This is a genomic window from Pseudomonas sp. R11F, assembly GCF_050312575.1.
Lineage (GTDB): Bacteria > Pseudomonadota > Gammaproteobacteria > Pseudomonadales > Pseudomonadaceae > Aquipseudomonas > Aquipseudomonas palleroniana.
Window position 1 is genome coordinate 191,040 of the sequence record NZ_JBNPJU010000020.1, and the last position, 23,267, is coordinate 214,306.

Here is a 23,267-nt window from a genome sequence, read left to right on the forward strand (position 1 = left end):
CCGGCGCACACAAAAAGGCCCGCTGAATCAGCGGGCCTTTTTTGTATCTGCGGTTCGGCTTAGAACCTGAACACTTCCATGTCCGTACGAATCGGCGTGGCCATCGGCATCTTCGGCTTTTCCGGGGCCGCCGGCTTGGCATGTACCGGCGCTGGTTTGCGCGGCGCTTCGGCGACCGCCGGCTGATTGGCCAATGGCTTGATCGCTACCGACAACTGCTGCGCCAAATGCTGCAACAACACGCCTTGGGCCTGGACCTGGGACGCGGTGGTGCCGACGTGTTCTTCCTGCAGGTGCACGATGCGGTTATCACGCACCTGGCCACGGCGATCGATCAAGCGCCACTGGGCATCCAGGATTGCCGGCTGCGAAGCCCCGGAATCGAGCCGGGTGATGGTCAGCAACACCTGCACATCCGGCGTAAACCCGGTTGGCGCAGGTGCCAGCACCACACGCTGGCTGTCCAATTGACCGGCTACCTGACGCAGCATCAACTGATTGATATCGGAGGACAAACTGCCCGCCCAACGCCCATCGGTGGAACCTTGCAGGCTGCCGTCGTTCTGACGTTGTAGCAGGGTCTCGCGTTGCAGGTAATCGGCAACGACCACCGGGCCCAGCAATACGGCCATGCCCGCCGCTTGGGCAGGCTGAGCCGGACTTCCGCTGTCCAGCTGGTACAGCGACACCGGTTGGTGCGTGCTGCAACCCGCCAACCCCAGGAGGCCAGCGAGCATTAAAAATAGAGGAAGGCGTGGAGCAGTCATCATCCCATCCAGGTGGCTGCCACAAGGCGAACCACAACGTAATACAAAAAATACCTAAACACGCTCGGCCACGCCGGCGCTGGAAAGGCCATATCATCCGTGAATATGCGCCATGACTCCAGCGCCAAAGCGTCGATCTACGGGTTAAATCGTAGATCGAGCGTCTTAGTACGCCTTAAAGCGGCGCTTCCACCAACAAAGCATCCACTCGCTGGAAGCCTCGCGGCAGTTTGTTGCCTCGTCGACCGCGCTCACCCTTGTAGTGCTCAAGGTCGTCAGGGCGCAGCGACAATGTGCGCTTACCGGCCTGAAGCACCAGGGTCGCGCCTTCCGGGATCACGGCGATGTCGGTCACGTACTCCTCACGACTGGCCACCCGCTCCCCGGGAATCCCGATAATCTTGTTGCCCTTGCCTTTGCCCAACTGCGGCAGGTCGCTGATCTTGAACACCAGCAAACGGCCTTCAGTGGTCACCGAGGCCAGCCAGTTGCTCTCACGATCATCCACCGGGCGCGGCAATATCACTTTGGCATTATTCGGCAGGCTCAACAGAGCCTTGCCCGCCTTGTTCTTGGCCTGCAGGTCTTCACCCTTGACCACGAAGCCGTAACCAGCGTCGGAGGCGATCACGTACAGCGCATCATCATCCGGCAGCAGCACACACTCGAAATTCGCACCCGGCGGCGGCGTAAGGCGGCCTGTCAGCGGCTCGCCCTGGCCCCGCGCCGAAGGCAAGGTGTGGGCCGGCACCGAATAGCTACGCCCGGTGGAGTCAATGAACACCGCAAACTGGTTGGAACGGCCGGCCGCAGCGGTCTTGAAGCCATCACCGGCTTTGTAGGAGAGCCCGGTAGCGTCAATATCATGCCCCTTGGCGGAACGAACCCAACCCTTTTCCGACAGAACGACGGTAATTTTCTCGTTCGGCAGCAGTTCGGTTTCCGTCAGCGCCTTGGCTTCCGCACGCTCGACGATTGGCGAACGACGTTCATCACCGTAGGTTTCCGCGTCTTTGATCAGCTCGCTGCGCACCAGCTTCTTGAGCTTGGCCTCACTGCCCAGCAGCGCTTGCAGCTTGGCTTGCTCCTTGAGCAGTGCGTCCTGCTCATCACGCAGCTTCATTTCTTCCAGCCGCGCCAGCTGACGCAAGCGGGTATCGAGGATGTAGTCCGCCTGGATCTCACTCAGCTCGAAACGCGCGATCAGTTCGGCTTTCGGGTGCTCGGCGGTGCGGATGATGTGGATCACTTCATCCAGGTTGAGGTAGGCAATCAGCAAACCGTCCAACAGGTGCAGGCGGCGCTCAACCTTGTCGAGGCGAAACTGCAGGCGGCGGCGCACAGTCTGCACGCGGAACTCCAGCCACTCCACCAGCAGGTTGCGCAGGTTCTTCAACTGCGGCTTGCCGTCCAGGCCGATAATGTTGACGTTGACGCGGTAGCTGGACTCCAGATCGGTGCTGGCGAACAGATGCTGCATCAGTACCTCGTGATCGACCCGGCTGTTGGCCGGGATGATCACGATGCGGCAGGGGTTCTCGTGGTCGGACTCGTCACGCAGGTCGGCGACTTGCGGCAATTTCGACGGTTTGGCCTGCATCAGCGCAGCGATCTGCTCCAACACCTTGGCGCCGGACACCTGATGCGGCAGCGCGGTGACGATAATGTCGCCATCTTCGATGTGGTACACGGCGCGCATGCGCACCGAGCCCTTGCCGGTTTCATACATCTTCAGCAGGTCGGCGCGCGGCGTGATGATTTCCGCTTCGGTCGGATAGTCCGGGCCCTGGATATGCTCGCAGAGCTGCTCGACCGTCGCTTTGGGCTCATCCAGCAAACGTACGCAAGCCGTGGCGACTTCGCGCAAGTTGTGGGGTGGCACGTCGGTGGCCATGCCGACCGCGATACCGGTGGTGCCATTGAGCAGAATATTCGGCAAACGTGCAGGCAACACCAAGGGTTCGTCGAGGGTGCCGTCAAAGTTCGGCCCCCAGTCCGCCGTGCCCTGGCCCAGCTCGCTGAGCAGGACTTCCGAGTAACGCGACAGACGCGCCTCGGTATAACGCATGGCGGCAAAGGACTTCGGATCATCCGGCGCACCCCAGTTACCCTGCCCGTCCACCAAGGTGTAGCGGTAGCTGAACGGCTGCGCCATCAGCACCATGGCTTCGTAGCAGGCCGAGTCGCCGTGGGGGTGGAACTTACCGAGCACGTCACCGACGGTACGCGCCGATTTCTTGTGCTTGGAGTCGGCGTCCAGGCCCAGCTCACTCATGGCGTAGACGATACGCCGCTGCACGGGTTTCAGGCCGTCGCCGATATGCGGCAAAGCACGGTCCATGATCACGTACATGGAGTAGTTGAGGTAGGCCTTTTCGGTGAAGTCAGCCAGCGACCGGCGTTCTACGCCATCTAAGCTGTCTGCGAGGATGTCACTCATGCGGGCCTCATCAATATCAGGTAAGGCGCAGCGGAATTGCCGCCGCGCTGAGTCAATTCAAAAAAACAGTGGTTCATGGCTGCGCGCTCCAGCCACCGGCCGGGGCGGCGAAACGATAGACCATTGGGCGTTTCTCACCATCGGCCCGTGGGCCGAAATTATTGTCGATGCCCACCCAGGCACCGTCTGCATCCACTATCAGGGCTTCAGCCAGGCCGTAGGGCTGGGCATAACGTCGGTTGGGCGTCAGCGCCTCGTCGGCAAATGACCAGCACAGCTCGACCTTGGCGGTGAGGGTATCGCGCCGGCAAATCTGGAACGCATTGCGCTCCAGGGTAAACAGCTTGCCGTTGTACAGCGCCAGATCGGCGAAGTCCTTGGACACCGCCTTGGCATTTTCAAACTGCGCCGGCTGCACTTCCTGGCCCGCTTCGCTGAGCAATACGCAGGGGCCGTCGCAGTCCCATACGCTCTGCCCGCGCTTGATGGCGATCAGGCCACGTCGCTCGCGTTCGGCCGCCAGCCAGATCTGATTGCCCTCGGCATTCACCGCCAGGCCCTCAAACAAGGCATTGAAGTGCAGCAACATGCCACTGGCCCGGGCTTCACGCACCATGCCCGGAGCAATTTTCAACCACTCGGCAGTCCCCGTTGCCGGCACCTGCAGCACCGCCGCATGGGCTTCGCTGACAATGTAACGATTGCCTACGGCATCGCAGGTGATGCCTTCAAAATCCAGGTCGCCCCCGCGAATGAAGGACGCGGCCTTGGTCCGCGAACGCAAGCCCCACGGCAACCCGGAGTCAGGCACCGGTGGCACGTCGATCTTTACCGTTTCGGCCTTCCAGGTCGGCGCACTGATATCCAGGCGATAGATCTGGTCGTCGTCACGGTCCGACACCGTCCACAGCTCCTTGCCGCACAAGGCCAGGCCCGACAGATTACCGCCGCGCATACCGTCCACCGGGTGTTCGCCTACCAGCTTGAGCTCAGCCACGGGCGCGGCGACCCCTTCGGTGGCCGCCAACCCGCTCAACATCAGGATCGCCAAGGCGAAACCTGTGCGCATCAGCCCAGAACCTCGGCCAGGTTGCCGTTGGATTCCAGCCAGGATTTACGGTCGCCGGCGCGTTTCTTGGCCAGCAGCATGTCCATCATTTCGGCGGTGGCGACGAAGTCGTCCAGGGTCAGTTGCACCAGACGCCGAGTGTTCGGGTCCATGGTGGTTTCGCGCAGCTGCGGCGGGTTCATCTCACCCAGCCCCTTGAATCGCGTGACCTGCGGCTTGCCACGCTTCTTCTCGGCCACCAGGCGATCGAGAATGCCATCGCGCTCGGCTTCGTCCAGGGCGTAGAAGATATCCTTGCCCAGGTCGATACGGTACAGCGGCGGCATGGCGACATAAACGTGGCCGGCCTCCACCAACGGGCGGAAGTGCTGGACGAACAGCGCGCAGAGCAAGGTGGCGATGTGCAGGCCGTCGGAGTCGGCGTCGGCGAGGATGCAGATTTTGCCGTAGCGCAGCTGGCTCATGTCCTCTGCGCCCGGGTCCACGCCAATAGCCACGGCAATGTTATGCACTTCCTGGCTGGCAAGGACCTCGCTGCCGTCGACTTCCCAGGTGTTGAGGATCTTGCCGCGTAACGGCAGGATCGCCTGGAATTCCTTGTCCCGCGCCTGCTTGGCGGAACCACCGGCGGAGTCACCCTCCACCAGGAACAGTTCGGAACGCATCGGGTCCTGCCCCGCGCAATCGGCCAGTTTGCCTGGCAGTGCCGGGCCTTGGGTGATGCGCTTGCGCTCGACTTTCTTGCTCGCCTTCAGGCGTCGGCCGGCGTTGCTGATCGCCAGTTCCGCCAGGGCCAGGCCCAGCTCCGGGTGCTCGTTGAGCCACAGGCTGAAGGCATCCTTGACCACTCCGGAAACAAACGCCGCCGCTTCACGGGACGACAGGCGCTCCTTGGTCTGGCCGGAAAATTGCGGTTCCTGCATCTTCATCGACAGCACGAACGCGATGCGCTCCCACACGTCCTCCGGCGCCAGCTTCACGCCGCGCGGCAACAGACTGCGGTATTCGCAGAACTCGCGCATGGCGTCCAGCAAACCCTGGCGCAAACCGTTGACGTGAGTGCCGCCCTGAGCGGTGGGGATCAGGTTGACGTAGCTTTCCTGCACGCTGTCGCCACCTTCGGGCAACCACAGCAGAGCCCAGTCGACGGCCTCCTTATTACCCGCCAGGCTGCCGCAGAACGGCTCGTTGGGCAGGCGTTCGAAATCGCTGACCGAGTCTTCCAGATAGGAGCGCAGGCCGTCTTCGTAGTGCCACTCGACCTTCTCGCCGGTGCCTTTGTCTTCAAAGGTGACGAGCAGGCCCGGACACAACACGGCCTTGGCCTTGAGCACATGCTTGAGGCGGCTGATGGAGAATTTCGGTGAATCGAAGTATTTCGGGTCCGGCGCAAAGTACACGCTGGTGCCGGTGTTGCGCTTGCCAACGGTGCCGATCACTTCCAGGTCGGTGGCCTTGTAGCCATCGGCGAACGTCATCTGGTACTCGTTGCCGTCACGCTTGACCTTGACCCGCACCAGCGTGGACAGGGCGTTGACCACGGAAATGCCTACACCGTGCAGGCCGCCGGAGAACTGGTAGTTCTTGTTGGAAAACTTGCCACCGGCATGCAGCTTGGTGAGGATCAGCTCGACGCCCGGCACACCCTCTTCCGGGTGGATGTCCACCGGCATGCCGCGACCATCGTCGGACACTTCAAGGGAGTGGTCGGCGTGAAGAATGACATGCACCGACTTGGCATGCCCGGCCAAGGCTTCGTCGACGCTGTTGTCGATGACTTCCTGGGCAAGGTGGTTCGGCCGACTGGTGTCGGTGTACATGCCGGGGCGTTTGCGCACCGGGTCGAGGCCCGAGAGGACTTCGATGGCGTCGGCGTTATAAGAGCTAGCGCTGGGAGTGGCCATGGGGTCTCGTCGTGAGTCGTTCGATTAAAAAATGACCTGCGACTTTACAGTGCCGCAAAGTCGAAGGATTGATACTGATCTGCGCCGATGCCGGCAAAACTCAACATCGCCGGCAATTGCTGGGCGAACCCTTGGTAACCATGGTCGCCACCGGCCTGGATACGCAAGGCACAGGCCCGGTAATACTGTTGGGCGAGGCGATAATCCAGGGTTTCATCCCCGGTCTGCAACCACACCTGGTAACGCCCGGCGTCCAGCGGCGCCGGCACTTCCAGCTCGGCCAGGGCCGCGACGTGATCGTGGGTCAATTCCCAGGCCTCACCGGTGTAAAGATTGGTCTGAGTGCCCAGGTAACCATCGAACATCCGATGGGGGCTGACCGCCGGGTTGACCAGCAGTGCCTTGAGGCCATGGCGCTCGGCAAGATGGGTTGCATAGTAGCCGCCGAGTGAGCTGCCGACCAGCAGTGGCCGCCCCAACTGCGCAATGGCCTCCTCCAATTGAGGAATCGCCTGACGCGGGTGGTGATGCAGCGCCGGCACGCGCAACTGGTCGGCCAAGCCGAGGCTATCCATCACAGCAGTCAACTGGCTGGCCTTGTTGGACGCAGGCGCGCTGTTGAAACCGTGGATATACAAGATCGAAGCGGACATGCCGGGCTCTCCGTGCTGCAGCCAAAGAGGCGCAGTTTACAGGCATCAAGGTGGTAGTAGTGAGCGGGCTTGCCCCGCGCCGGGTGGCGCAGCCGCCCTGATAAGGGCGCCGCGGTGTTCCAGTGGGACCGAATTGCCAGGGTTTGGGGCGGCTGCGCCACCCAGCGCGGGGCAAGCCCGCTCACTACTAGTAGCCGTTACTGCCGTAATCTATGGTGAACACAAAATTTTTTACCCGCTCAACACCGGTTTCCAACCGTCCGTCGGCATGCAGGCGCAGCCAGCGGTAGCCCGGCGCCTGCTCGCTGACCTCGAAGTCTTCACTGCCCGGGGCGAACTGGATGCACGTGGACGGCGAGGCCAGCAGGCGCACGCCGTTGCGTTTGCCATCAATCTCTTGATGCACATGCCCCCAGAGCACAGCCCTGACCTGCGGGAAACGGTCGAGCACGGCAAACAAGGCTTCCGGGTTGCGCAGGCCGATCGGCTCCATCCACGCACACCCGATGGGCACCGGGTGATGGTGAAAGCACACCAGATGGTGCCGGTTCGGCGCCTCGCTCAGGGCCTGGGCGAGCAATTGCAATTGCTGGTCTTGCAGGTAGCCGGGTACCGAGCCGGGCACGGCGGAATCCAGCAAGGTGACCCGCCAGTGGCCAATGTCGAGCACCGGCTCCAGCAAATCGCTGTGCACAGCCGCGTGGGCCATGATGTGCGGTTCGTCATGGTTACCGGGAATCCAGCGCGCCGGCGCGTCGATCTGACGGGTCATGTCACGAAACTGCTGATACGACTCAAGCGTACCGTCCTGGGACAAATCGCCTGTCGCCAGCACCAGATCGATCTGCGGCTGCTGCGCGCGCACCAACTCGATCACCCGCTGAAGGCTTTCGCGGGTGTTCATGCCCAGCAACGTGCCGCTTGCCTCGGCAAACAGGTGGCTGTCAGACAGTTGCACCAGCAATGCGGGTGCGTCAGGGTTCACGGTGGATACGCTCGGCAAGGCGTTCTCCCAAGGCAATCACAGGAAAATGGGCGACTGGCGCGATTATGCTGGGCAGGACACAAAGAGGAAACCTGGGGAAGCAGACGCAGTTCACATCTACCGCACGACTTCGAACTCGTGGCCCAGGGCCAGGCAGTGGCTCAACCACTCACCGAGGAACACATTGAGCTGTGCTTTCTCATCGGGCTGGTGCATGAACACATTCGGGTACGGATAGATGCTGCGAAAGCGCCGCGCATGTTCGGCGCTGATCACTTCGGCCATCCGTGCATCGTGGTACACCTGCACTTCCAGCTGCGGCACCGGCAACCATGGCAGGCTGTGTTCCTGACGCACGCGCAGGGTGGTGGTGTAGGGGCAGTTGATGATGACTTCAAGCGTCAGCACGCCGAGCATCTGGTCGCCATGGGTCACGGCAATGCGCCGTGCCTCGGGCGCATGGCGCATGTCGGGAAGCAGGCGCATCAGCCGCGCATAGTTGGCCTCGCAGGCGGCTTGAAGCCCGATCAGGTCAACTCGATATCGTTCCCGTGCCTTTACTGCCATAACCCCCTCACTTCCGCGCGATTAAGCGCAAGCCATTGCAGGGCGATGATGCTGGCTGCATTGGAAATCTTACCGTCACGCACCGCCTGCAGAGCATCTTCGAACGCCCAGCGGGTGACGCGGATATCTTCGGCCTCTTCTTCCAGTCCATGAACGCCTCCGGCGCCTGTGCTGTCGCAACGGCCCAGGTACAGGTGAACGAATTCGGTACTGCCGCCGGGCGAAGGGAAATACTTCGTAATCGGCCATAAAGCGGAGAAGGTCAGCCCAGCTTCCTCCTCGGCTTCGCGGTGTGCAACCTCCTCCGGTTGCTCGTCCTTGTCAATCAGCCCCGCAACCATTTCCACCAGCCAGGGGTTGTCGGTACGGCCCATGGCGCCTACGCGAAACTGCTCGATCAACACCACTTCGTCACGCTGCGGGTCGTAAGGCAGCACGCAGACTGCGTCATGCCGAACGAAGACTTCGCGGTTGATCACCCGGCTCATGCCGCCATCGAACTTTTCATGGCGCAACTGCACGCGATCAAGCTTGTAGAAGCCCTGGTAGGCATTGTCGTGCTGAACGATTTCGATCTTGCTCGGCGTCGACTTCGCAATGTCCGTCATATCCATTCCCGTTGTACCCATACAATTGGCGCCATCCTAACGCGCTCACGCCCCCGGATGCAGCCCCTTTCCAGTTGCCGGGATAGACGGCGGGCGTCAAACTCACTCTCATCAGTCTAGTGGCGAACTGACTGCCTTGTGGGCAGTCCAAGCGCTACTCTTTTCGCTTTCCATCGATTTACGAAGGACGCACATGTCGCTTTTAAAAATCGCCTCCGTGGCTTGCATTGCCTTGACTCTGGGTGCCTGCCAGAGTCTGTTCCAACCCAGCTATCTCAAACCGCTGGACACCCAGCCGGACGCCTCGGAACAGATCAAGCCCGGCTGCAACAGCCCGGATTGCCCGCTGGTCAACATCGATACCGTGCACTTCCCCACCGAGCCGCAACTCGACACCCTGGTGGAACAGCGCCTGCTGCAGATGACCCGGACCACGCCGGGGGCCAGCGTGCCGCCGACCTTGAACGCTTACCGGGACAAGTTCCTGCGCGAGTCCGCCGACCGCAACAGCATGTATCTGCAAGCCAAGGTACGCGAGCAGCATGACGGACTGGTGATCATCGAAGTGTCCAGCTACCTGGATACCGGCGCTGCCCACGGTGAGCCGGGCCGTGGTTTCATCAACTATTCGCGCCTGCTGCACAAGGAGCTGAGCCTCGCCGACATGTTGCTGCCAGGCCAGGAACAGGCGTTCTGGAACACTGCGAAAGTCGCTCACAACAGTTGGCTGATCAACTCGCAGATGGACCGTGACCCGGAGTTCGTGAAGAACTGGCCATTCCAGAAGACCCCGAACGTGGCCTTGACCAGCAACGGCGTGGTGCTCAAGTACAACGTGGCCACCATCGGCCCGTACGCATTGGGGTTGATCGAAATGACCATCCCCTACGCACGTCTCACCGGCGTACTCAAGCCTGAGCTGATGCCCGCACGCCACTGAAGGCCCGGCCCAGGATGAACTGCAGCAGCCCTGCCAGCACCAGCGCCGGCAGGGTCGCGCCGATATTCGGATACAGGTTGGCCAGCAGGTGATAAGCAGCGATGCCGCCCATCCAGGCCACCAGCGCCGGCCAGTGCAGATGAGTGACGGCGCCGCGGCTACGGCGGCGCAGGATGAAGTGGTCCACCAGCACCACGCCGAACAACGGCGCAAACACTGAGCCGATCAGCAGCAGGAAGTTCTGGTATTGCGCCAGCGGCGCAAGGCAGGCGATCAAGGTGCAGACCACCCCGATGACCAAGGCCAGGTGCTCGACCTTCCAGCGCAGTAGCATCCCGCTGGACACCGCCGCCGAGTGAATATCGGCAAAGGCGTTTTCCGTTTCATCCAGCAGAATCAGCAACAGCGGAATCCCCAGGCCCGCACCGGCCAGCGCGAGCAATAGCGCATTCACTTCGCCGCTGGGCGCAAACGCCAGGGTGTAGGCCACACCCAGGCTCATCAGCCAGAAATTACCGATAAAGAAGCCCAGCGCGGTACCGCCGAACACGCTTTTTGCGCGTTTGCCGAAACGCGAGTAGTCGGCAATCAGCGGCAGCCACGACAGCGGCATGGCGATCGCGATATCAAAACCCACCGCGAACGGCATCGTACCGTCACCGGCCTGGGACCACAGCGCAGCGAGGTCGGCCTTGGCGAACAGGTTCCAGGTCAGCCACAGGCAAGCGGCGAGCAGCAGCCAGATGCCCCATTTGCGCAGGATCTGGCGTACAAAAGTCAACGGACCGCTGACCGCCAGCAGGGTCGCCAAACCACCGAACACCAACGTCCACAACAGAGGGCTCGCCAACAGGCTGCCTTCGCTGAACGCCCGCGTGCCCAACAAGCTGGCGGCGTCGCGCATGACGATAATTTCGAACGAGCCCCAGCCGACCAGCTGCAACAGGTTCAGCAACGCCGGCAGGCTCGCGCCTTGGGTGCCGAGGCTGAGTTTGAGGGCCGCCATGGCGGACAGGCCGGTGTCGCTGCCGATTACGCCGACGGCGGCCAGTAACAGCACCCCTGCCAGGGTGCCGAGGAAGATCGCCAGCAACGAGCCGGACAAGCCCAGGCCCGGCGCGAGCAAGGCACCGGTCTGCAGGACCATCAGGCCGATGCCGAGGGAGAACCACAGGGAAAACAGATCGCGGGCGCCGAATACGCGCTTGTCACTTGGCACTGCTATCTCAGGAGAGTAGGTACTCGGTTGAATGCTCAAGGGTTGTATCTCTGAGGGGCATGGGTTGTTTGTTGAAGTGCTATCGGGGGCGAACCCCTCCCACTGTTTGAACTGCGAATACATTCAAAAATGTGGGAGGGGGCTTGCCCCCGATGAGGCCCGTACAGGCGCCCAGCATCTGCGATCAGACTTTTTTGTAGAGCTGGCTGCCTTCCTGCTTGAACCGCTGCGCCTGCTCGGCCAAGCCCTTGGCCACGTCGACATCCACCGCATCGATCCGCTGGTTGGCCGCGTACTCACGCACTTCCTGGGTGATCTTCATCGAGCAGAATTTCGGCCCGCACATCGAACAGAAATGCGCGACTTTGGCCGAGTCTTTCGGCAGGGTTTCGTCGTGATAGGAACGCGCGGTGTCCGGATCCAGGCCCAGGTTGAACTGGTCTTCCCAACGGAACTCGAAGCGCGCCTTGCTCAAGGCATTGTCGCGGATCTGCGCGCCCGGATGCCCTTTGGCCAAGTCGGCGGCATGGGCTGCGATCTTGTAGGTAATGATCCCGGTCTTCACATCATCCTTGTTCGGCAAACCCAGGTGCTCCTTGGGCGTGACGTAGCAGAGCATGGCGCAACCGAACCAGCCGATCATCGCGGCACCGATACCGGAGGTGATGTGGTCGTAGCCCGGTGCAATGTCGGTGGTCAGCGGGCCGAGGGTATAGAACGGCGCCTCGTCGCAGCACTCCAACTGCTTGTCCATGTTCTCCTTGATCAACTGCATCGGCACGTGGCCGGGGCCTTCGATCATGGTTTGCACGTCGTGCTTCCAGGCCGTCTTGGTCAGTTCACCGAGGGTTTCCAACTCACCGAATTGCGCGGCGTCGTTGGCGTCGGCAATCGAGCCCGGGCGCAGGCCGTCGCCGAGGGAGAAACTGACGTCATAGGCCTTCATGATTTCGCAGATTTCGTCGAAATGCGTGTAGGTGAAGTTCTCTTTGTGGTGCGCCAGGCACCACTTGGCCATGATCGAACCGCCACGGGACACGATGCCAGTGACGCGTTTGGCGGTCAGCGGCACGTAGCGCAGCAGGACGCCGGCGTGGATGGTGAAGTAGTCGACGCCCTGCTCGGCCTGTTCGATCAGGGTGTCACGGAACAACTCCCAGGTCAGGTCTTCGGCGACGCCACCCACTTTTTCCAGTGCCTGGTAGATCGGCACGGTGCCAATCGGCACCGGCGAGTTGCGGATGATCCACTCGCGGGTTTCATGGATGTGCTTGCCGGTGGACAGGTCCATCACCGTGTCCGAACCCCAGCGAATGCCCCAAGTCAGTTTCGCCACTTCTTCTTCAATGGACGAACCCAGGGCGCTGTTGCCGATGTTGCCGTTGATCTTCACCAGGAAGTTACGGCCGATGATCATCGGTTCCAGTTCGGTGTGGTTGATGTTGGCCGGGATGATCGCGCGGCCGCGTGCGATTTCCTCGCGCACAAATTCCGGGGTGATGATTTTCGGCACGCTGGCGCCGAAGCTGTGGCCGGCGTGTTGCTGGTCGAGCAGGCCACTGGCACGGGCCTCTTCGAGCTTCATGTTTTCGCGGATGGCGACGTATTCCATCTCGGCGGTGATGATGCCTTTGCGGGCGTAGTGCATCTGCGTGACGTTGGCACCGGCCTTGGCGCGGCGTGGGTTCTTCACATGGGCGAAACGCAGCGCAGTCAGTTCGGCGTCGTTGAGGCGCTGCTGGCCGAAGTGCGAGCTCAGGCCGGGCAGGCGCTCGGTGTCGCCGCGCGATTCGATCCATGGAGAACGCACATCGCCCAGGCCTTTGCGCACGTCGATGATCACATTCGGGTCGGTGTAGGGACCGGACGTGTCGTAAACGGTGACCGGCGCGTTGATTTCACCGCCGAAGTCGGTGGGGGTAACGTCCAGGCTGATTTCGCGCATCGGCACGCGGATATCCGGGCGAGTGCCCTGCACGTAGATTTTTTGCGAGCGGGTAAAGGGTTGCACGGAGCCGGTGTCGACCTTGGCCGATTCACTCAGGTGCACGGTATTTTTCAGTTTTGTACTTTTTATTTCTGTGCTCATCACGGGCTCTCCAACTATCCAGGCGGTGGATTTTTGTCGGAGCGAACCTGAGACGGATGGACGCACTGAAAACAGTGCTGTGCTTGGCGCACGGAGTGTTCGATTGTCGAACATTCATCCCGGACGAAGCACAAGAGGACTCGCCGGGTGACGAGAAATCTTGTTCCCTACGCAGGCGCTAACCTGATCAGGTTCAACGGGATCCGGTATTTACCGATCTCAGCCTTCCAACAAGGCACCCCGACAAGAACGCAGGCAGTCTAGACCATGGCATGGGCAAATTGCCAATAGCGCTGCATTCAGCGTGATGAATGGCATGATTGCGGGATTGTTGCGCCGGGTCAGCGCCACTACACTCGGTTGCCGCCACAATGCTTGACGCCAGGAACGGCCAGCCTTAGCCTTGGGCGCTAAATTATCACCGTAATATTCAATCTAGGGATCGCCTCATGCTGCGCAAACTTTCACTGGCGCTTGCCGTGTCTTGTGCAACCAACGGAATGGTCTGGGCAGCTGAAGCGCCCCTGACGACCAAAACCGACCTGGTCAGCGTTTACCAGGAAGCGGTGGACAACAACGCCGACCTGGCAGCCGCACGCGCCCAATATGGCGCACAAAAGGAAGTGGTGCCCCAGGCCCGCGCCGGCTTGTTGCCCAACCTGTCGGGCGGTGCCGATATCAACACCGTGCGCACCCAGATCGACACGCCGGCCGCCACCGCCAACCGCGACGCTCACTCCTGGCGCGCGACCTTGAGCCAGCCGCTGTTCCGCGCCGATCGCTGGTTCCAGCTACAGGCTGCCGAGGCCACCAACGAGCAGGCCGCGCTGCAACTGTCGGCCACCGAGCAGAACCTGATCCTGCAAAGCGCCGAAAGCTACTTTGCCGTGCTGCGCGCCCAGGACAACCTGGCCTCGACCAAGGCCGAAGAGAACGCCTTCAAGCGCCAGCTGGACCAGTCCAGCGAGCGCTTCGACGTGGGCCTGTCGGACAAGACCGACGTACTGCAATCCCAGGCCAGCTACGACACCGCGCGCGCCAACCGGATCCTGGCCCAGCGTCAGGTGGAAGACGCCTTTGAAGCGTTGATCACCCTGACCAATCGTCAATACAACTCGATCCAGGGCATCGTCCACACACTGCCGGTGTTGCCACCGCTGCCGAACGACGCCAAGGCCTGGGTTGAAACCGCCGGCCGCCAGAACCTGAACCTGCTCGCCAGCAACTACGCCGTCACCGCCGCCGAGGAAACCCTCAAGCAACGCAAGGCCGGGCATGCCCCGACACTCGATGCGGTGGCGCAATATGAGAAAGGCGACAACGACGCCCTCGGGTTCAGCAACCCGAATGCCTTTGGCACGCCCTATCGCGGCGATGTGGAACAACGCACCATTGGCCTGCGCCTGAACATTCCGATCTACAGCGGCGGGCTGACCAGTTCCCAAGTGCGTGAATCCTACTCGCGCCTGGGCCAGACCGAGCAGCAACGCGAAGGCCTGCGGCGCCAGGTGGTGGAAAATACGCGCAACCTGCACCGCGCAGTGAACACCGACGTGGAACAGGTACAGGCACGCCGCCAGTCGATCATTTCCAACCAGAGCGCGGTGGAAGCCACGGAGATCGGCTACCAGGTGGGTACGCGCAACATCGTCGACGTGCTCGATTCACAGCGCCAGCTCTATGCGTCAGTGCGCAACTACAACAACAGCCGCTACGACTACATCCTCGACAACCTGCGCTTGAAGCAGGCGGCGGGCACCTTGAACCCGGGGGACTTGCAGGACCTGGCGCGCTACCTCAAGGCTGACTACAACCCGGACAAGGACTTCCTGCCGCCGGACCTGGCCAAGGCCGCCGCCGAACAGCTCAAGGCCCGCCCGGGTAATTAAGCACAGCGCCTACAATGGAATCAGTGCTGATCCAATAGCCTGCCCAGGCCATCCAGCAAGCGCTTGAGCGCGCCCTGGTTGGCCTGCATCACCTTGAGCCCAGCCTGCGCCATCTTGCGCGCATCCTGTGGCAGCTCGAACAGCTGGCGCACAGCTTCGGCCAGACCTTGGGCATCGTCGACTTCGCGCAACGCCCCCGCCTCATGCATCATCGCGCTGATTTCGAGGAAGTTGAACCGCTGCGGCCCCATGATCACAGGCAGGGCCAGCGCCGCCGGCTCCAACGGGTTGTGGCCGCCGGTCGGCACCAGGCTGCCGCCGACGAAAGCACTGTCGGCCAGGGCATACAGAAACAGCAACTCGCCCATGGTGTCGCCCAGCAACACGGAGGTCTGCGCGGTCACGGGGTCACCGCTGGAGCGACGCACCGTGGCGAATCCTCGTTGCCGGCACAACTCAAACATCGGACCGAAACGCTCCTGATGGCGCGGCACCAGAATCAGCAACGCATTGGGATAGCTCTCGAGCAACTGGCGGTGGGCCGCCAGCACCACTTCATCTTCGCCTTCATGGGTACTGGCGGCGATCCACACCGGGCGCTCGCGCGCCCCCCATTGCTCCCGCAGGGCGGCGGCGCGCAGCGGCAGCTCGGGGTCGACAGTCAGGTCGAATTTGATCGAACCCGTGATTTCAACGGTTTCCGGGCGCGCACCCAGGCTCAGGAAACGCTCGGCCTCGGTACGCGTCTGCACGGCGAACAGGCTCATCTCAGCCAGCATCGGTGCGGTCAGTTTGGCGAAACGCCCATAACCCTTGGCCGAGCGCGCCGACAGTCGCGCATTGGCCAGTGCCACCGGAATGCCACGCTGGTAGCAGGCGTGGATGTGATTGGGCCACAGCTCCGTCTCCATGATCACCGCCAGTTTCGGCTGCACCTGATCCAGAAAACGCTTGGCGGCGCACGGCACGTCATAGGGCAGGTAACAATGCTGAATGCGCGGCTCATTGGCGAACAACGCCTGGATACGCTCGGAACCGGTGGGCGTCATGCAGGTGATGGTGATCGGCAGCGTCGGGTGGCGCGCCATCAGCCCGCGTATCATCGGCGCGGCAGCGATGCTTTCGCCGACCGACACCGCATGCACCCAGATCCCGCCCGGCCGCATCATCGGCAGGCCATAGGAAAACCGCTCGCCCACGCGCTTGGCATACGCCGGCGCCTTGCGCGCGCGCAGCCACAGACGTAAAGCCACCAACGGCAGCGCCAGGTAAAACAGACAGCTGTAGAGAGTTCTATTCATGGCGGCGGAGTTTATCGGCTTTTTCAGTCGATCGCCTGCAAGCACTCGGCAAATCGTTCAGCCAGGAAGCGTGCGGCAGGCCCGAGGTGTTCATCCCGACGCCAGACCAGTTCCACCACCAGGGCCGGTGGCGTCCATTCGCTGTCCAACTCGACCATTTGTTGCTGATAGGTGGGGTACTGCACGATATGCCGCGGCAGCCAGGCCCAACCCAAGCCACTCATCAACCATTCGGCCAGCACATAGAAACTGTCGGCGCGCCACACCAGAGGGCTGGCAGCCTCACTGCCGGGGTACACACTGGTCTGGGTCGACATCAACAGTTGGCGAAACTGTGCCAGGCGCTGGCAATCCACATATCGCTCCTTGGCGAGCGGGTGGTTCACGCCGCACACCGTGACCATTTCCACACTGCCCACCACCCGCCGCTCAAGCGCCTCGGGGATTTGGTCGTGATAGAACAGCAGGCCCAGGTCGGCTTTGCGCTCCACCAACTTACGCGCTACGTCGCCTTGGGCAGCGCTGGACAATTGCACTTCCAGCAACGGGTATTGCGCGGCCAGCGCTTCAAGGCTGTCGAGTACCGGCTGGAACAACATGGCTTCGTCCTGGGCCAGGCGCAGGCAGGCTTCTTCACCCCGGGTCAAGGACAGCGCCCGACCATTGAGCCGCTCACACTGGCGCAACACCTCACGCGCCTCCTCCAGCAACACACTGCCCGCCTCGGTCAGGCGTGGCTGGCGGCCACTGCTACGATCAAACAGGCTCAGCCCCAGGTCCGCCTCAAGCAAGGCAATCCCATTGCTCACCGCCGATTGAGCCTTGCGCTGGTCACGGGCCACCGCGGAAAACGAACGCTGCTCGGCGACACTGACAAACAGGCGCATCTGCTCAAGGTTCCACTGCACGCTCATGGCCTAACCCATCTTTAATTCGGATAGGTAATGACTTTACCGCATCTTGGCAGTCGCTAGAATGCCGACCTTATCTAGCACGCAACACACCGAGGATTACCCCATGAATGTCGCCTACCTCTACCTGGCCATTGCCATTTGCTCGGAAGTGATCGCGACCGTTTCCATGAAAGCGGTCAAGGGCCTGAGCACACCCATCCCGCTGATGCTGATGATTGTGGGTTATGGCGTAGCGTTCTGGATGCTCACCCTGGTGGTGCGCAGCGTACCGGTGGGCGTGGCCTATGCGGTATGGGCCGGGCTGGGGATCGTGATGGTCAGCGTCGCGGCGTTGTTCATCTACGGGCAGAAGCTGGATGTCCCGGCGATGCTGGGGATGGGCCTGATCGTACTGGGCGTGGTAGTGATTCAGTTGTTCTCGAAAACCGCCGGGCACTGACCGCTACTCAACAGGCTGTATACTGCGTCCCTTGTCTTGAACACTGAGGTCGCCGATGCCATCCGTTATTTCCACCGACGTACTGATTGTCGGCGCCGGGGTTGCCGGCCTCTGGCTGAATGCGCGCCTGCGCCGCCAGGGGTTTTCCACGGTACTGGTGGAAAGCGCCACCCTGGGCGGCGGGCAAAGCGTGAAGTCGCAGGGAATCATTCACGGTGGGGCGAAATATGCCCTGCACGGCGCGCTCACCGGCGCGTCCGAAGCCATTGCCGACATGCCGCGCCGCTGGCGTGAAGCCCTGGCAGGAACGGGCGAGCTGGATTTGTCCGGCGTACGCTTGCTGTCCGAAGCCCACTATCTATGGTCCCCCGGCACGCTCGCCGGCAACCTCACCAGCTTCTTTGCCAGCAAGGCCGTGCGCGGGCGTGTGGACCAGGTCAAAGGCGACGAATTGCCCCCCGCCCTGCAGGATCGCCGCTTCAAGGGCAAGGTCTATCGCTTGGCCGAACTCGTGGTGGACGTGCCGAGTGTGATTCAACGCCTGGCGCAACTGGGCGGTGATAGCCTGCTCGCCGCAAAGCAGATCGAACCGCTGCGCGAAGACGACCACTTGGTGGGCTTGAAGGTCGATGGCCGCGAGATCCGCGCGCAACGCATCGTGTTGAGTGCCGGCGCCGGCACGGCTGACTTGCTCGGCGCCCTGGGCCTCAGCCAACCGGCCATGCAGAAACGCCCCCTGCATATGATCATCGCCAAGGGCCCAGGCCTGAAGCCGCTGTATGCCCATTGCCTGGGTGGCGGCACCAAGCCGCGCCTCACCGTTACCACCCACCCGGCAGCGGATGGCAATTGGGTGTGGTACATCGGCGGAGATATCGCCGAAGCCGACGGTGTGGCACGTACCCCTGAAGAACAGATCGCCACCGCACAAAAGGAAGTGGCGCAACTGCTGCCGTGGATCGACATGAGCCAGACCCAGTGGGCCACCTTGCGGGTCGACCGCGCCGAGCCGCTGCAATCGGGTCTGAGCCGCCCCGACAATGCATTCCTCGCCGAACAAGGCCGCCTACTGGTGGGCTGGCCGACCAAGCTGGCCCTGGCGCCGGACTTCGCCGATCGCGTGCTCGACAGCCTGGAGCGCGACGGTATCCGACCCGGCGCCGGCGAGCCTCTGCCCGACCTGCCGAAACCCGCGATCGGCGTGCCTGCCTGGGAGCAACTGTTGCCATGAGCCTGCCTACCTTGCACGACCTGCATCGCCCCCTGGGCAGCACGGGCCTGATCGTCTCGCCACTGGGCCTGGGCACCGTCAAACTGGGCCGCGACCAGGGCGTGAAATACCCCAGCGGCTTTCAGATCCCCGACGATGACGAAGCGCGAATGTTGTTGCGCCAGGCCCGACAGCTGGGCATCAACCTGATCGACACCGCCCCCGCCTACGGTCGCAGCGAAGAACGCCTGGGGCCGCTGCTACGTGGCCAGCGCAAGGATTGGGTGATTGTCAGCAAGGTTGGCGAAGAGTTTGCCGACGGCGTATCCCGTCATGACTTCAGTGAGGCCCACACCCGCCTATCGATCGAGCGCAGCTTGAAAAGACTTGAAACGGATTTTATCGATCTGGTGCTGGTGCACTCCGACGGCAATGATCTGCACATCCTCAACGATTGTGAGGTTTACCAAACCCTGGCGGCCCTGAAAAAAGAGGGCAAGATTCGCGGCTTCGGCTTCTCCGGCAAAACCGTTGAAGGCGGTATGAAGGCTCTGGAACAAGGCGATTGCGCGATGGTCACCTACAATCTGAACGAGCAGGCCGAGAAGGCCGTGATTGATTATGCCGCGACCCATGGCAAAGGCATCCTGGTGAAAAAAGCCTTGGCCAGCGGCCACGTTTGCCTTGAGCCCGGAATGGATCCAATTCATGCCAGTTTCATGTTGTTGTTTGCGCAAACGGGCGTCGCCAGTGCTATTGTCGGGACCATCAACCCGCTGCACCTGGCCCATAACGTGGCGACCGCTGCCCAAGTCATTCGTCAACTCTGATGCCGCCGACGCGGCCGACCCCGTCGCAAGAAGGAGCCGACATGCCGCGAACGCTCATAAGAAAAAACCCCAGCAACTTCAAGACACTGCCGCTACACGTCGAAGCCACCCCCGAGGGCCTGAGCTACCAGAGCGTCGGCATGCCGCTCAACTTCGCCCAGACCCTGCAACGGCGCAAACCGGTAGACGTGCCGAACGCCGAGCGCTTTGCCCTGGAACTGGCCAACCTTGGCGTGTCGGTGCGACTGACGCTGCATTGGCAAAACAAGGACTACTGGGTGCTCGTGCGCCAACGCCGCCAGGACCGTGGCGATGTGGTGCTCAAGCTGATCTCCGGCTACGTCCCGGCCCATGAATTGAACCTGCCGCTGCACACCGCCATCCAGGAAATTGCCGAAGAGTGCCTGCTCGAAACCCCGGAAGGCTGGCTCGGCGGGCGCTTCAACGACACCTGGCTACCGGCGCCCTACTCCGCAGCCCTGCACTACCGTGAAGCCTTGCCCTTTCGCCTCAGCCCACTGTCTGGCGCGGCGCGACCGGTGCGTTGCGCAACCACTCAATTGATCGAGCGCCCACGGGCTTATGTGCACCTGCCCACCGCATCGCTGCAGCTGATTTATGACTTGAGGCTGGAAGTCCCGAAGGAAGCCAAGTCCCTGAGCCTGTTCCATGTCGATGAGCGCCTGGAAGGTGACCAGTTAGTCGCCCGCCTGGACCGCCAGCGCCCCGACCTGTACCTGATGCCTCTGAAAGACGGCCAGCCACTGGCCGAGCTTTACACCGTCAAGAAAGACCAGCTGTACCCGGCGAGCACACGGGGTTTGTACCTCGCGGAAAGCTTCGCCCAACAGGAAGGCTGGTTGGTGCGTGATGAGCGGATTCGCTGGAAAGACTGGCTCAGGCAGCAAGGCCTGGCAGAGCCGGAAAGAGAGTCGAAATTGAAGCATCTGGCACAGCGGATGCTGCGCAAAATCGTGCCAAAGAAAAAAGCCAGCCGATAAAGGCTGGCCTCCTTACCGTCAGCCTCTGAGCAAACGCTCCAGGCCCACCTTCAACGGCGTGGGCTCGGGCAGCGTAAAACTCGCCAGCAGCCGTTGGTTATTCGCCCGCGAATGTCGGATATCCCCAGAGCGTGCAGGCCCGTAAGTCACAGCCGGCAACTTGCCGACGATGTCTTGCAAGGCTTGCAGTACGTCCTTGAGCGTAGTGGTGCGGTTCCAACCGACATTGATTGCACCCAGCGGTGCAGCGGGCGCTTCAATGGCCTGTACCAGCACGTCCACCAGATCTTCCACGTACATGAAGTCACGGGTTTGCTCGCCATCGCCAAACACGGCGATCGGCACGCCTTGCTGCGCGCGCTCGCTGAAGATACTGATCACACCGGAATACGGCGATGACGGATCCTGGCGCGGCCCGAAGATATTGAAGAAACGGAAGATCACCGGCTCCAGACCATGCTGGCGGCGGTAGAAATCGAAGTAATGCTCGCTGGCCAATTTATCGGACGCGTAAGGCGTCAATGGCGCCTTGGTGGTTTCTTCGGCAATCGAAGCCCCCTCGCCGTTGTTGCCATAGACCGCGGCGCTGGAAGCATACACCACACGCCTGACGCCGGCCTTGCGCATGGCCTCACAGACATTCAAGGTACCGACAAAATTGCTCTGGTGCGTGCTGACCGGGTCATCCACCGAGGCCTGCACCGAGGCCACTGCAGCCAAGTGCACCACGGCAGTCGCGCCGACGGCGGCCTTCGCCACCAGGTCCGCATCGGCGACATTACCTTCAATCAGCTCCAAACGCGGGTTATCCATCGGCAAGTTGCTGCGTTTGCCGGTGGACAGGTTATCCAGCACCCGCACGCCATAGCCTTTGGCAAGCAACGCGTCCACCAGGTGCGAGCCAATGAAGCCCGCACCGCCGGTAATCAGGACCCACTTATCAGAGTTACTCATTGTTGCGGATCTTCTCGACAATCGCGGTGGTCGAGCTGTTCTCAACCAAGCCCAGCACTTTGACCTTGCCGCCGTAGGCGCTGACGATGTCGGCACCGACCACCTGGTCGACGGAGTAGTCACCGCCCTTGACCAGCACGTCCGGCTTGACCTGGGCCAGCAAGTTTTCCGGGGTGCCTTCGGGGAAGCTGATCACCCAATCCACCGCGCCCAACCCCGCCAGCACCGCCATGCGACGGTCAACGCTGTTGATCGGACGGCCCGGACCTTTCAAGCGACTGACCGAAGCATCGTCATTGACCGCAACGATCAGGCGATCGCCTTGGGCACGCGCCTGCTCCAGGTAAGTCACATGGCCGGCATGCAGGATGTCGAAGCAGCCATTGGTGAACACAATGCTTTCGTTGTGGGCACGCGCATCGTCAATCGCCAGCAGCAACTGCTCGATACTCAGTACGCCACGCTCGGAACCTTCGGAACGCTGGATCGCCCGGCGCAGCTCAGGAGCGCTGATGGCCGCCGTACCCAGTTTGCCAACCACAATGCCTGCCGCCAAATTGGCCAGGGCCACGGCGTGAGGCAATTCTTCACCTGCCGCGATAGACGCGGCCAAGGTAGAAATGACGGTGTCACCGGCACCGGTGACATCGAACACCTCACGGGCACGCGCCGGCAGGTGCATCGCCGGGTGGCCTGGGCGCAACAGGGTCATGCCGTGTTCGCCACGGGTCACCAGCAAGGCGCCCAGGTCGAGGTCGGCCATCAGCGCCGCACCCTTGCTCACCAAGTCATGCTCATCGGCGCAACCACCGACGATGGCTTCGAACTCACTGAGGTTCGGCGTGATCAGGCTGGCGCCCCGATAAATCGAGAAGTCCTTGCCCTTGGGATCGGCCAGCACCGGAATGCCCTTGGCCTTGGCGGCCTGAATCAGCGCCTGATGGTTCCTCAAGGCGCCTTTTCCGTAGTCGGACAACACCAGCACCTTGATGCCTTCGAGCAACTCGTCAACCTGGCTGCCGAGAGCCAAGGCGTCGGTGGCGAAGGGTTCTTCGAAATCGATACGCAGCAACTGTTGGTGCCGGCTCATGACTCGCAACTTGACGATGGTCGGCTGATGGGCGATACGCTGGAACACCGCACGCACGCCGGCCCCGCGCAGGCTGTTGGCCAGGCTGTCGGCGGCTTCGTCGTCGCCGGTCACACCCACCAGGGAGGCTGGAGCGCCGAGCGCGGCAATATTGAGGGCAACGTTGGCAGCACCACCTGGACGGTCTTCGATTTGCTCGACCTTGACTACCGGCACCGGTGCCTCAGGGGAAATCCGTGAGGTACCACCATGCCAGTAACGGTCGAGCATGACATCGCCGACCACCAAGACAGGGGCTTGATCGAATCGCGGCATGGACAACTTCATGGTGCAACCCACATACAAAATGAACAGGGGCGCGATATTAGCACAGGGTTTGCGATGGCTTGTGACTAGCG

The 23,267-nt window shown here is 61.9% G+C and carries 20 protein-coding genes and 1 riboswitch; of the genes, 6 read left to right on the forward strand and 14 right to left on the reverse strand.

Annotated elements, in window-relative coordinates; all coding sequences use genetic code 11:
* Nucleotides 1–59: 59 nt before the first annotated feature.
* From ACQRBV_RS06615 to ACQRBV_RS06650, 8 genes are all read right to left on the reverse strand, one after another.
* Nucleotides 60–770: a PqiC family protein gene (locus ACQRBV_RS06615; protein ID WP_060755121.1), complete on the reverse strand. Its 711-nt coding sequence runs from the start codon at nucleotides 768–770 to the stop codon at nucleotides 60–62.
* A 172-nt stretch (nucleotides 771–942) separates the two neighbouring features.
* Nucleotides 943–3,207, reverse strand: coding sequence for a DNA topoisomerase IV subunit A (parC, locus tag ACQRBV_RS06620; protein ID WP_411985082.1), 2,265 nt, complete (start codon nucleotides 3,205–3,207; stop codon nucleotides 943–945).
* Nucleotides 3,208–3,280: 73 nt separating this feature from the next.
* The gene (locus tag ACQRBV_RS06625) at nucleotides 3,281–4,276 is read right to left on the reverse strand and encodes an esterase-like activity of phytase family protein (RefSeq protein ID WP_104995356.1); all 996 of its coding nucleotides are present in this window, start codon (nucleotides 4,274–4,276) and stop codon (nucleotides 3,281–3,283) included.
* Nucleotides 4,276–6,180, reverse strand: coding sequence for a DNA topoisomerase IV subunit B (gene parE / locus ACQRBV_RS06630; RefSeq protein WP_060755124.1), 1,905 nt, complete (start codon nucleotides 6,178–6,180; stop codon nucleotides 4,276–4,278). Before parE ends, ACQRBV_RS06625 begins: the two co-directional genes overlap by 1 nt.
* Nucleotides 6,181–6,224: 44 nt before the next feature.
* Complete coding sequence (locus ACQRBV_RS06635) at nucleotides 6,225–6,833, reverse strand: YqiA/YcfP family alpha/beta fold hydrolase (protein WP_060755125.1); 609 nt, start codon at nucleotides 6,831–6,833, stop codon at nucleotides 6,225–6,227.
* Between the two features lie 187 nt (nucleotides 6,834–7,020).
* Nucleotides 7,021–7,836, reverse strand: a complete 816-nt coding sequence (cpdA, locus tag ACQRBV_RS06640) for a 3',5'-cyclic-AMP phosphodiesterase (RefSeq protein WP_411985081.1) — start codon at nucleotides 7,834–7,836, stop codon at nucleotides 7,021–7,023.
* 99 nt (nucleotides 7,837–7,935) lie between these two features.
* The gene (locus tag ACQRBV_RS06645) at nucleotides 7,936–8,385 is read right to left on the reverse strand and encodes a DUF1249 domain-containing protein (protein WP_060755127.1); all 450 of its coding nucleotides are present in this window, start codon (nucleotides 8,383–8,385) and stop codon (nucleotides 7,936–7,938) included.
* A complete protein-coding gene (locus ACQRBV_RS06650) occupies nucleotides 8,376–8,993 on the reverse strand; it encodes an NUDIX domain-containing protein (RefSeq protein WP_060755128.1) in 618 nt (205 codons plus the stop codon). Before ACQRBV_RS06650 ends, ACQRBV_RS06645 begins: the two co-directional genes overlap by 10 nt.
* A gap of 193 nt (nucleotides 8,994–9,186) precedes the next feature.
* On the opposite strand from ACQRBV_RS06650, the gene ACQRBV_RS06655 reads away from it, so the two are divergent.
* On the forward strand, nucleotides 9,187–9,933 hold the full coding sequence (locus ACQRBV_RS06655; protein ID WP_104995353.1) for an RsiV family protein: 747 nt from the start codon (nucleotides 9,187–9,189) through the stop codon (nucleotides 9,931–9,933).
* Here ACQRBV_RS06655 and cytX read toward each other — a convergent pair.
* Nucleotides 9,902–11,191, reverse strand: a complete 1,290-nt coding sequence (cytX, locus tag ACQRBV_RS06660) for a putative hydroxymethylpyrimidine transporter CytX (protein WP_411985080.1) — start codon at nucleotides 11,189–11,191, stop codon at nucleotides 9,902–9,904. The genes ACQRBV_RS06655 and cytX overlap by 32 nt on opposite strands.
* A 145-nt stretch (nucleotides 11,192–11,336) precedes the next feature.
* Nucleotides 11,337–13,241 carry a phosphomethylpyrimidine synthase ThiC gene (gene thiC, locus ACQRBV_RS06665; RefSeq protein ID WP_060755131.1) on the reverse strand — a complete coding sequence of 635 codons (1,905 nt, stop codon included), beginning with the start codon at nucleotides 13,239–13,241 and terminating at the stop codon, nucleotides 11,337–11,339.
* A 147-nt stretch (nucleotides 13,242–13,388) separates the two neighbouring features.
* Nucleotides 13,389–13,494: riboswitch (TPP riboswitch) on the reverse strand.
* A gap of 196 nt (nucleotides 13,495–13,690) precedes the next feature.
* Between thiC and ACQRBV_RS06670 the strand changes: the two genes are divergently transcribed.
* Nucleotides 13,691–15,130, forward strand: a complete 1,440-nt coding sequence (locus tag ACQRBV_RS06670) for a TolC family outer membrane protein (RefSeq protein WP_060755132.1) — start codon at nucleotides 13,691–13,693, stop codon at nucleotides 15,128–15,130.
* Nucleotides 15,131–15,150: 20 nt separating this feature from the next.
* Here the strand turns inward: ACQRBV_RS06670 and waaA are convergent, their stop codons facing one another.
* Together waaA and ACQRBV_RS06680 are read right to left on the reverse strand one after the other, a co-directional pair.
* On the reverse strand, nucleotides 15,151–16,431 hold the full coding sequence (gene waaA, locus ACQRBV_RS06675; protein ID WP_411985079.1) for a lipid IV(A) 3-deoxy-D-manno-octulosonic acid transferase: 1,281 nt from the start codon (nucleotides 16,429–16,431) through the stop codon (nucleotides 15,151–15,153).
* A 23-nt stretch (nucleotides 16,432–16,454) separates the two neighbouring features.
* Nucleotides 16,455–17,345 carry a LysR family transcriptional regulator gene (locus ACQRBV_RS06680; protein ID WP_060755134.1) on the reverse strand — a complete coding sequence of 297 codons (891 nt, stop codon included), beginning with the start codon at nucleotides 17,343–17,345 and terminating at the stop codon, nucleotides 16,455–16,457.
* A 103-nt stretch (nucleotides 17,346–17,448) separates the two neighbouring features.
* Between ACQRBV_RS06680 and ACQRBV_RS06685 the strand changes: the two genes are divergently transcribed.
* From ACQRBV_RS06685 to ACQRBV_RS06700, 4 genes are read left to right on the forward strand one after another with little or no spacing between them, the layout of a single operon-like run.
* A complete protein-coding gene (locus ACQRBV_RS06685; RefSeq protein ID WP_060755135.1) occupies nucleotides 17,449–17,784 on the forward strand; it encodes a DMT family transporter in 336 nt (111 codons plus the stop codon).
* Between the two features lie 55 nt (nucleotides 17,785–17,839).
* Nucleotides 17,840–19,015: an NAD(P)/FAD-dependent oxidoreductase gene (locus ACQRBV_RS06690; RefSeq protein WP_060755136.1), complete on the forward strand. Its 1,176-nt coding sequence runs from the start codon at nucleotides 17,840–17,842 to the stop codon at nucleotides 19,013–19,015.
* A complete protein-coding gene (locus tag ACQRBV_RS06695) occupies nucleotides 19,012–19,824 on the forward strand; it encodes an aldo/keto reductase (RefSeq protein WP_104995349.1) in 813 nt (270 codons plus the stop codon). The genes ACQRBV_RS06690 and ACQRBV_RS06695 overlap by 4 nt, the downstream gene beginning before the upstream one ends.
* A 41-nt stretch (nucleotides 19,825–19,865) precedes the next feature.
* Nucleotides 19,866–20,825, forward strand: a complete 960-nt coding sequence (locus tag ACQRBV_RS06700) for a metal ABC transporter ATPase (protein WP_411985078.1) — start codon at nucleotides 19,866–19,868, stop codon at nucleotides 20,823–20,825.
* 18 nt (nucleotides 20,826–20,843) lie between these two features.
* Here ACQRBV_RS06700 and ACQRBV_RS06705 read toward each other — a convergent pair whose 3' ends face one another.
* Together ACQRBV_RS06705 and hldE are read right to left on the reverse strand one after the other, a co-directional pair.
* Nucleotides 20,844–21,779: an NAD-dependent epimerase/dehydratase family protein gene (locus ACQRBV_RS06705; protein ID WP_090367179.1), complete on the reverse strand. Its 936-nt coding sequence runs from the start codon at nucleotides 21,777–21,779 to the stop codon at nucleotides 20,844–20,846.
* The gene (hldE, locus tag ACQRBV_RS06710) at nucleotides 21,772–23,196 is read right to left on the reverse strand and encodes a bifunctional D-glycero-beta-D-manno-heptose-7-phosphate kinase/D-glycero-beta-D-manno-heptose 1-phosphate adenylyltransferase HldE (protein ID WP_060755139.1); all 1,425 of its coding nucleotides are present in this window, start codon (nucleotides 23,194–23,196) and stop codon (nucleotides 21,772–21,774) included. The genes ACQRBV_RS06705 and hldE overlap by 8 nt, the downstream gene beginning before the upstream one ends.
* Nucleotides 23,197–23,267 lie beyond the last annotated feature (71 nt).

Bases quoted from the DNA above. Each gene is read 5' to 3' on its own strand.
- ACQRBV_RS06615 (WP_060755121.1), bottom strand. From the start codon at position 770: ATGATGACTGCTCCACGCCTTCCTCTATTTTTAATGCTCGCTGGCCTC.
- parC (WP_411985082.1), bottom strand. From the start codon at position 3,207: ATGAGTGACATCCTCGCAGACAGCTTAGATGGCGTAGAACGCCGGTCG.
- ACQRBV_RS06625 (WP_104995356.1), bottom strand. From the start codon at position 4,276: ATGCGCACAGGTTTCGCCTTGGCGATCCTGATGTTGAGCGGGTTGGCG.
- parE (WP_060755124.1), bottom strand. From the start codon at position 6,180: ATGGCCACTCCCAGCGCTAGCTCTTATAACGCCGACGCCATCGAAGTC.
- ACQRBV_RS06635 (WP_060755125.1), bottom strand. From the start codon at position 6,833: ATGTCCGCTTCGATCTTGTATATCCACGGTTTCAACAGCGCGCCTGCG.
- ACQRBV_RS06645 (WP_060755127.1), bottom strand. From the start codon at position 8,385: ATGGCAGTAAAGGCACGGGAACGATATCGAGTTGACCTGATCGGGCTT.
- ACQRBV_RS06650 (WP_060755128.1), bottom strand. From the start codon at position 8,993: ATGACGGACATTGCGAAGTCGACGCCGAGCAAGATCGAAATCGTTCAG.
- ACQRBV_RS06655 (WP_104995353.1), top strand. From the start codon at position 9,187: ATGTCGCTTTTAAAAATCGCCTCCGTGGCTTGCATTGCCTTGACTCTG.
- thiC (WP_060755131.1), bottom strand. From the start codon at position 13,241: ATGAGCACAGAAATAAAAAGTACAAAACTGAAAAATACCGTGCACCTG.
- ACQRBV_RS06670 (WP_060755132.1), top strand. From the start codon at position 13,691: ATGCTGCGCAAACTTTCACTGGCGCTTGCCGTGTCTTGTGCAACCAAC.
- waaA (WP_411985079.1), bottom strand. From the start codon at position 16,431: ATGAATAGAACTCTCTACAGCTGTCTGTTTTACCTGGCGCTGCCGTTG.
- ACQRBV_RS06680 (WP_060755134.1), bottom strand. From the start codon at position 17,345: ATGAGCGTGCAGTGGAACCTTGAGCAGATGCGCCTGTTTGTCAGTGTC.
- ACQRBV_RS06685 (WP_060755135.1), top strand. From the start codon at position 17,449: ATGAATGTCGCCTACCTCTACCTGGCCATTGCCATTTGCTCGGAAGTG.
- ACQRBV_RS06690 (WP_060755136.1), top strand. From the start codon at position 17,840: ATGCCATCCGTTATTTCCACCGACGTACTGATTGTCGGCGCCGGGGTT.
- ACQRBV_RS06695 (WP_104995349.1), top strand. From the start codon at position 19,012: ATGAGCCTGCCTACCTTGCACGACCTGCATCGCCCCCTGGGCAGCACG.
- ACQRBV_RS06700 (WP_411985078.1), top strand. From the start codon at position 19,866: ATGCCGCGAACGCTCATAAGAAAAAACCCCAGCAACTTCAAGACACTG.
- ACQRBV_RS06705 (WP_090367179.1), bottom strand. From the start codon at position 21,779: ATGAGTAACTCTGATAAGTGGGTCCTGATTACCGGCGGTGCGGGCTTC.
- hldE (WP_060755139.1), bottom strand. From the start codon at position 23,196: ATGAAGTTGTCCATGCCGCGATTCGATCAAGCCCCTGTCTTGGTGGTC.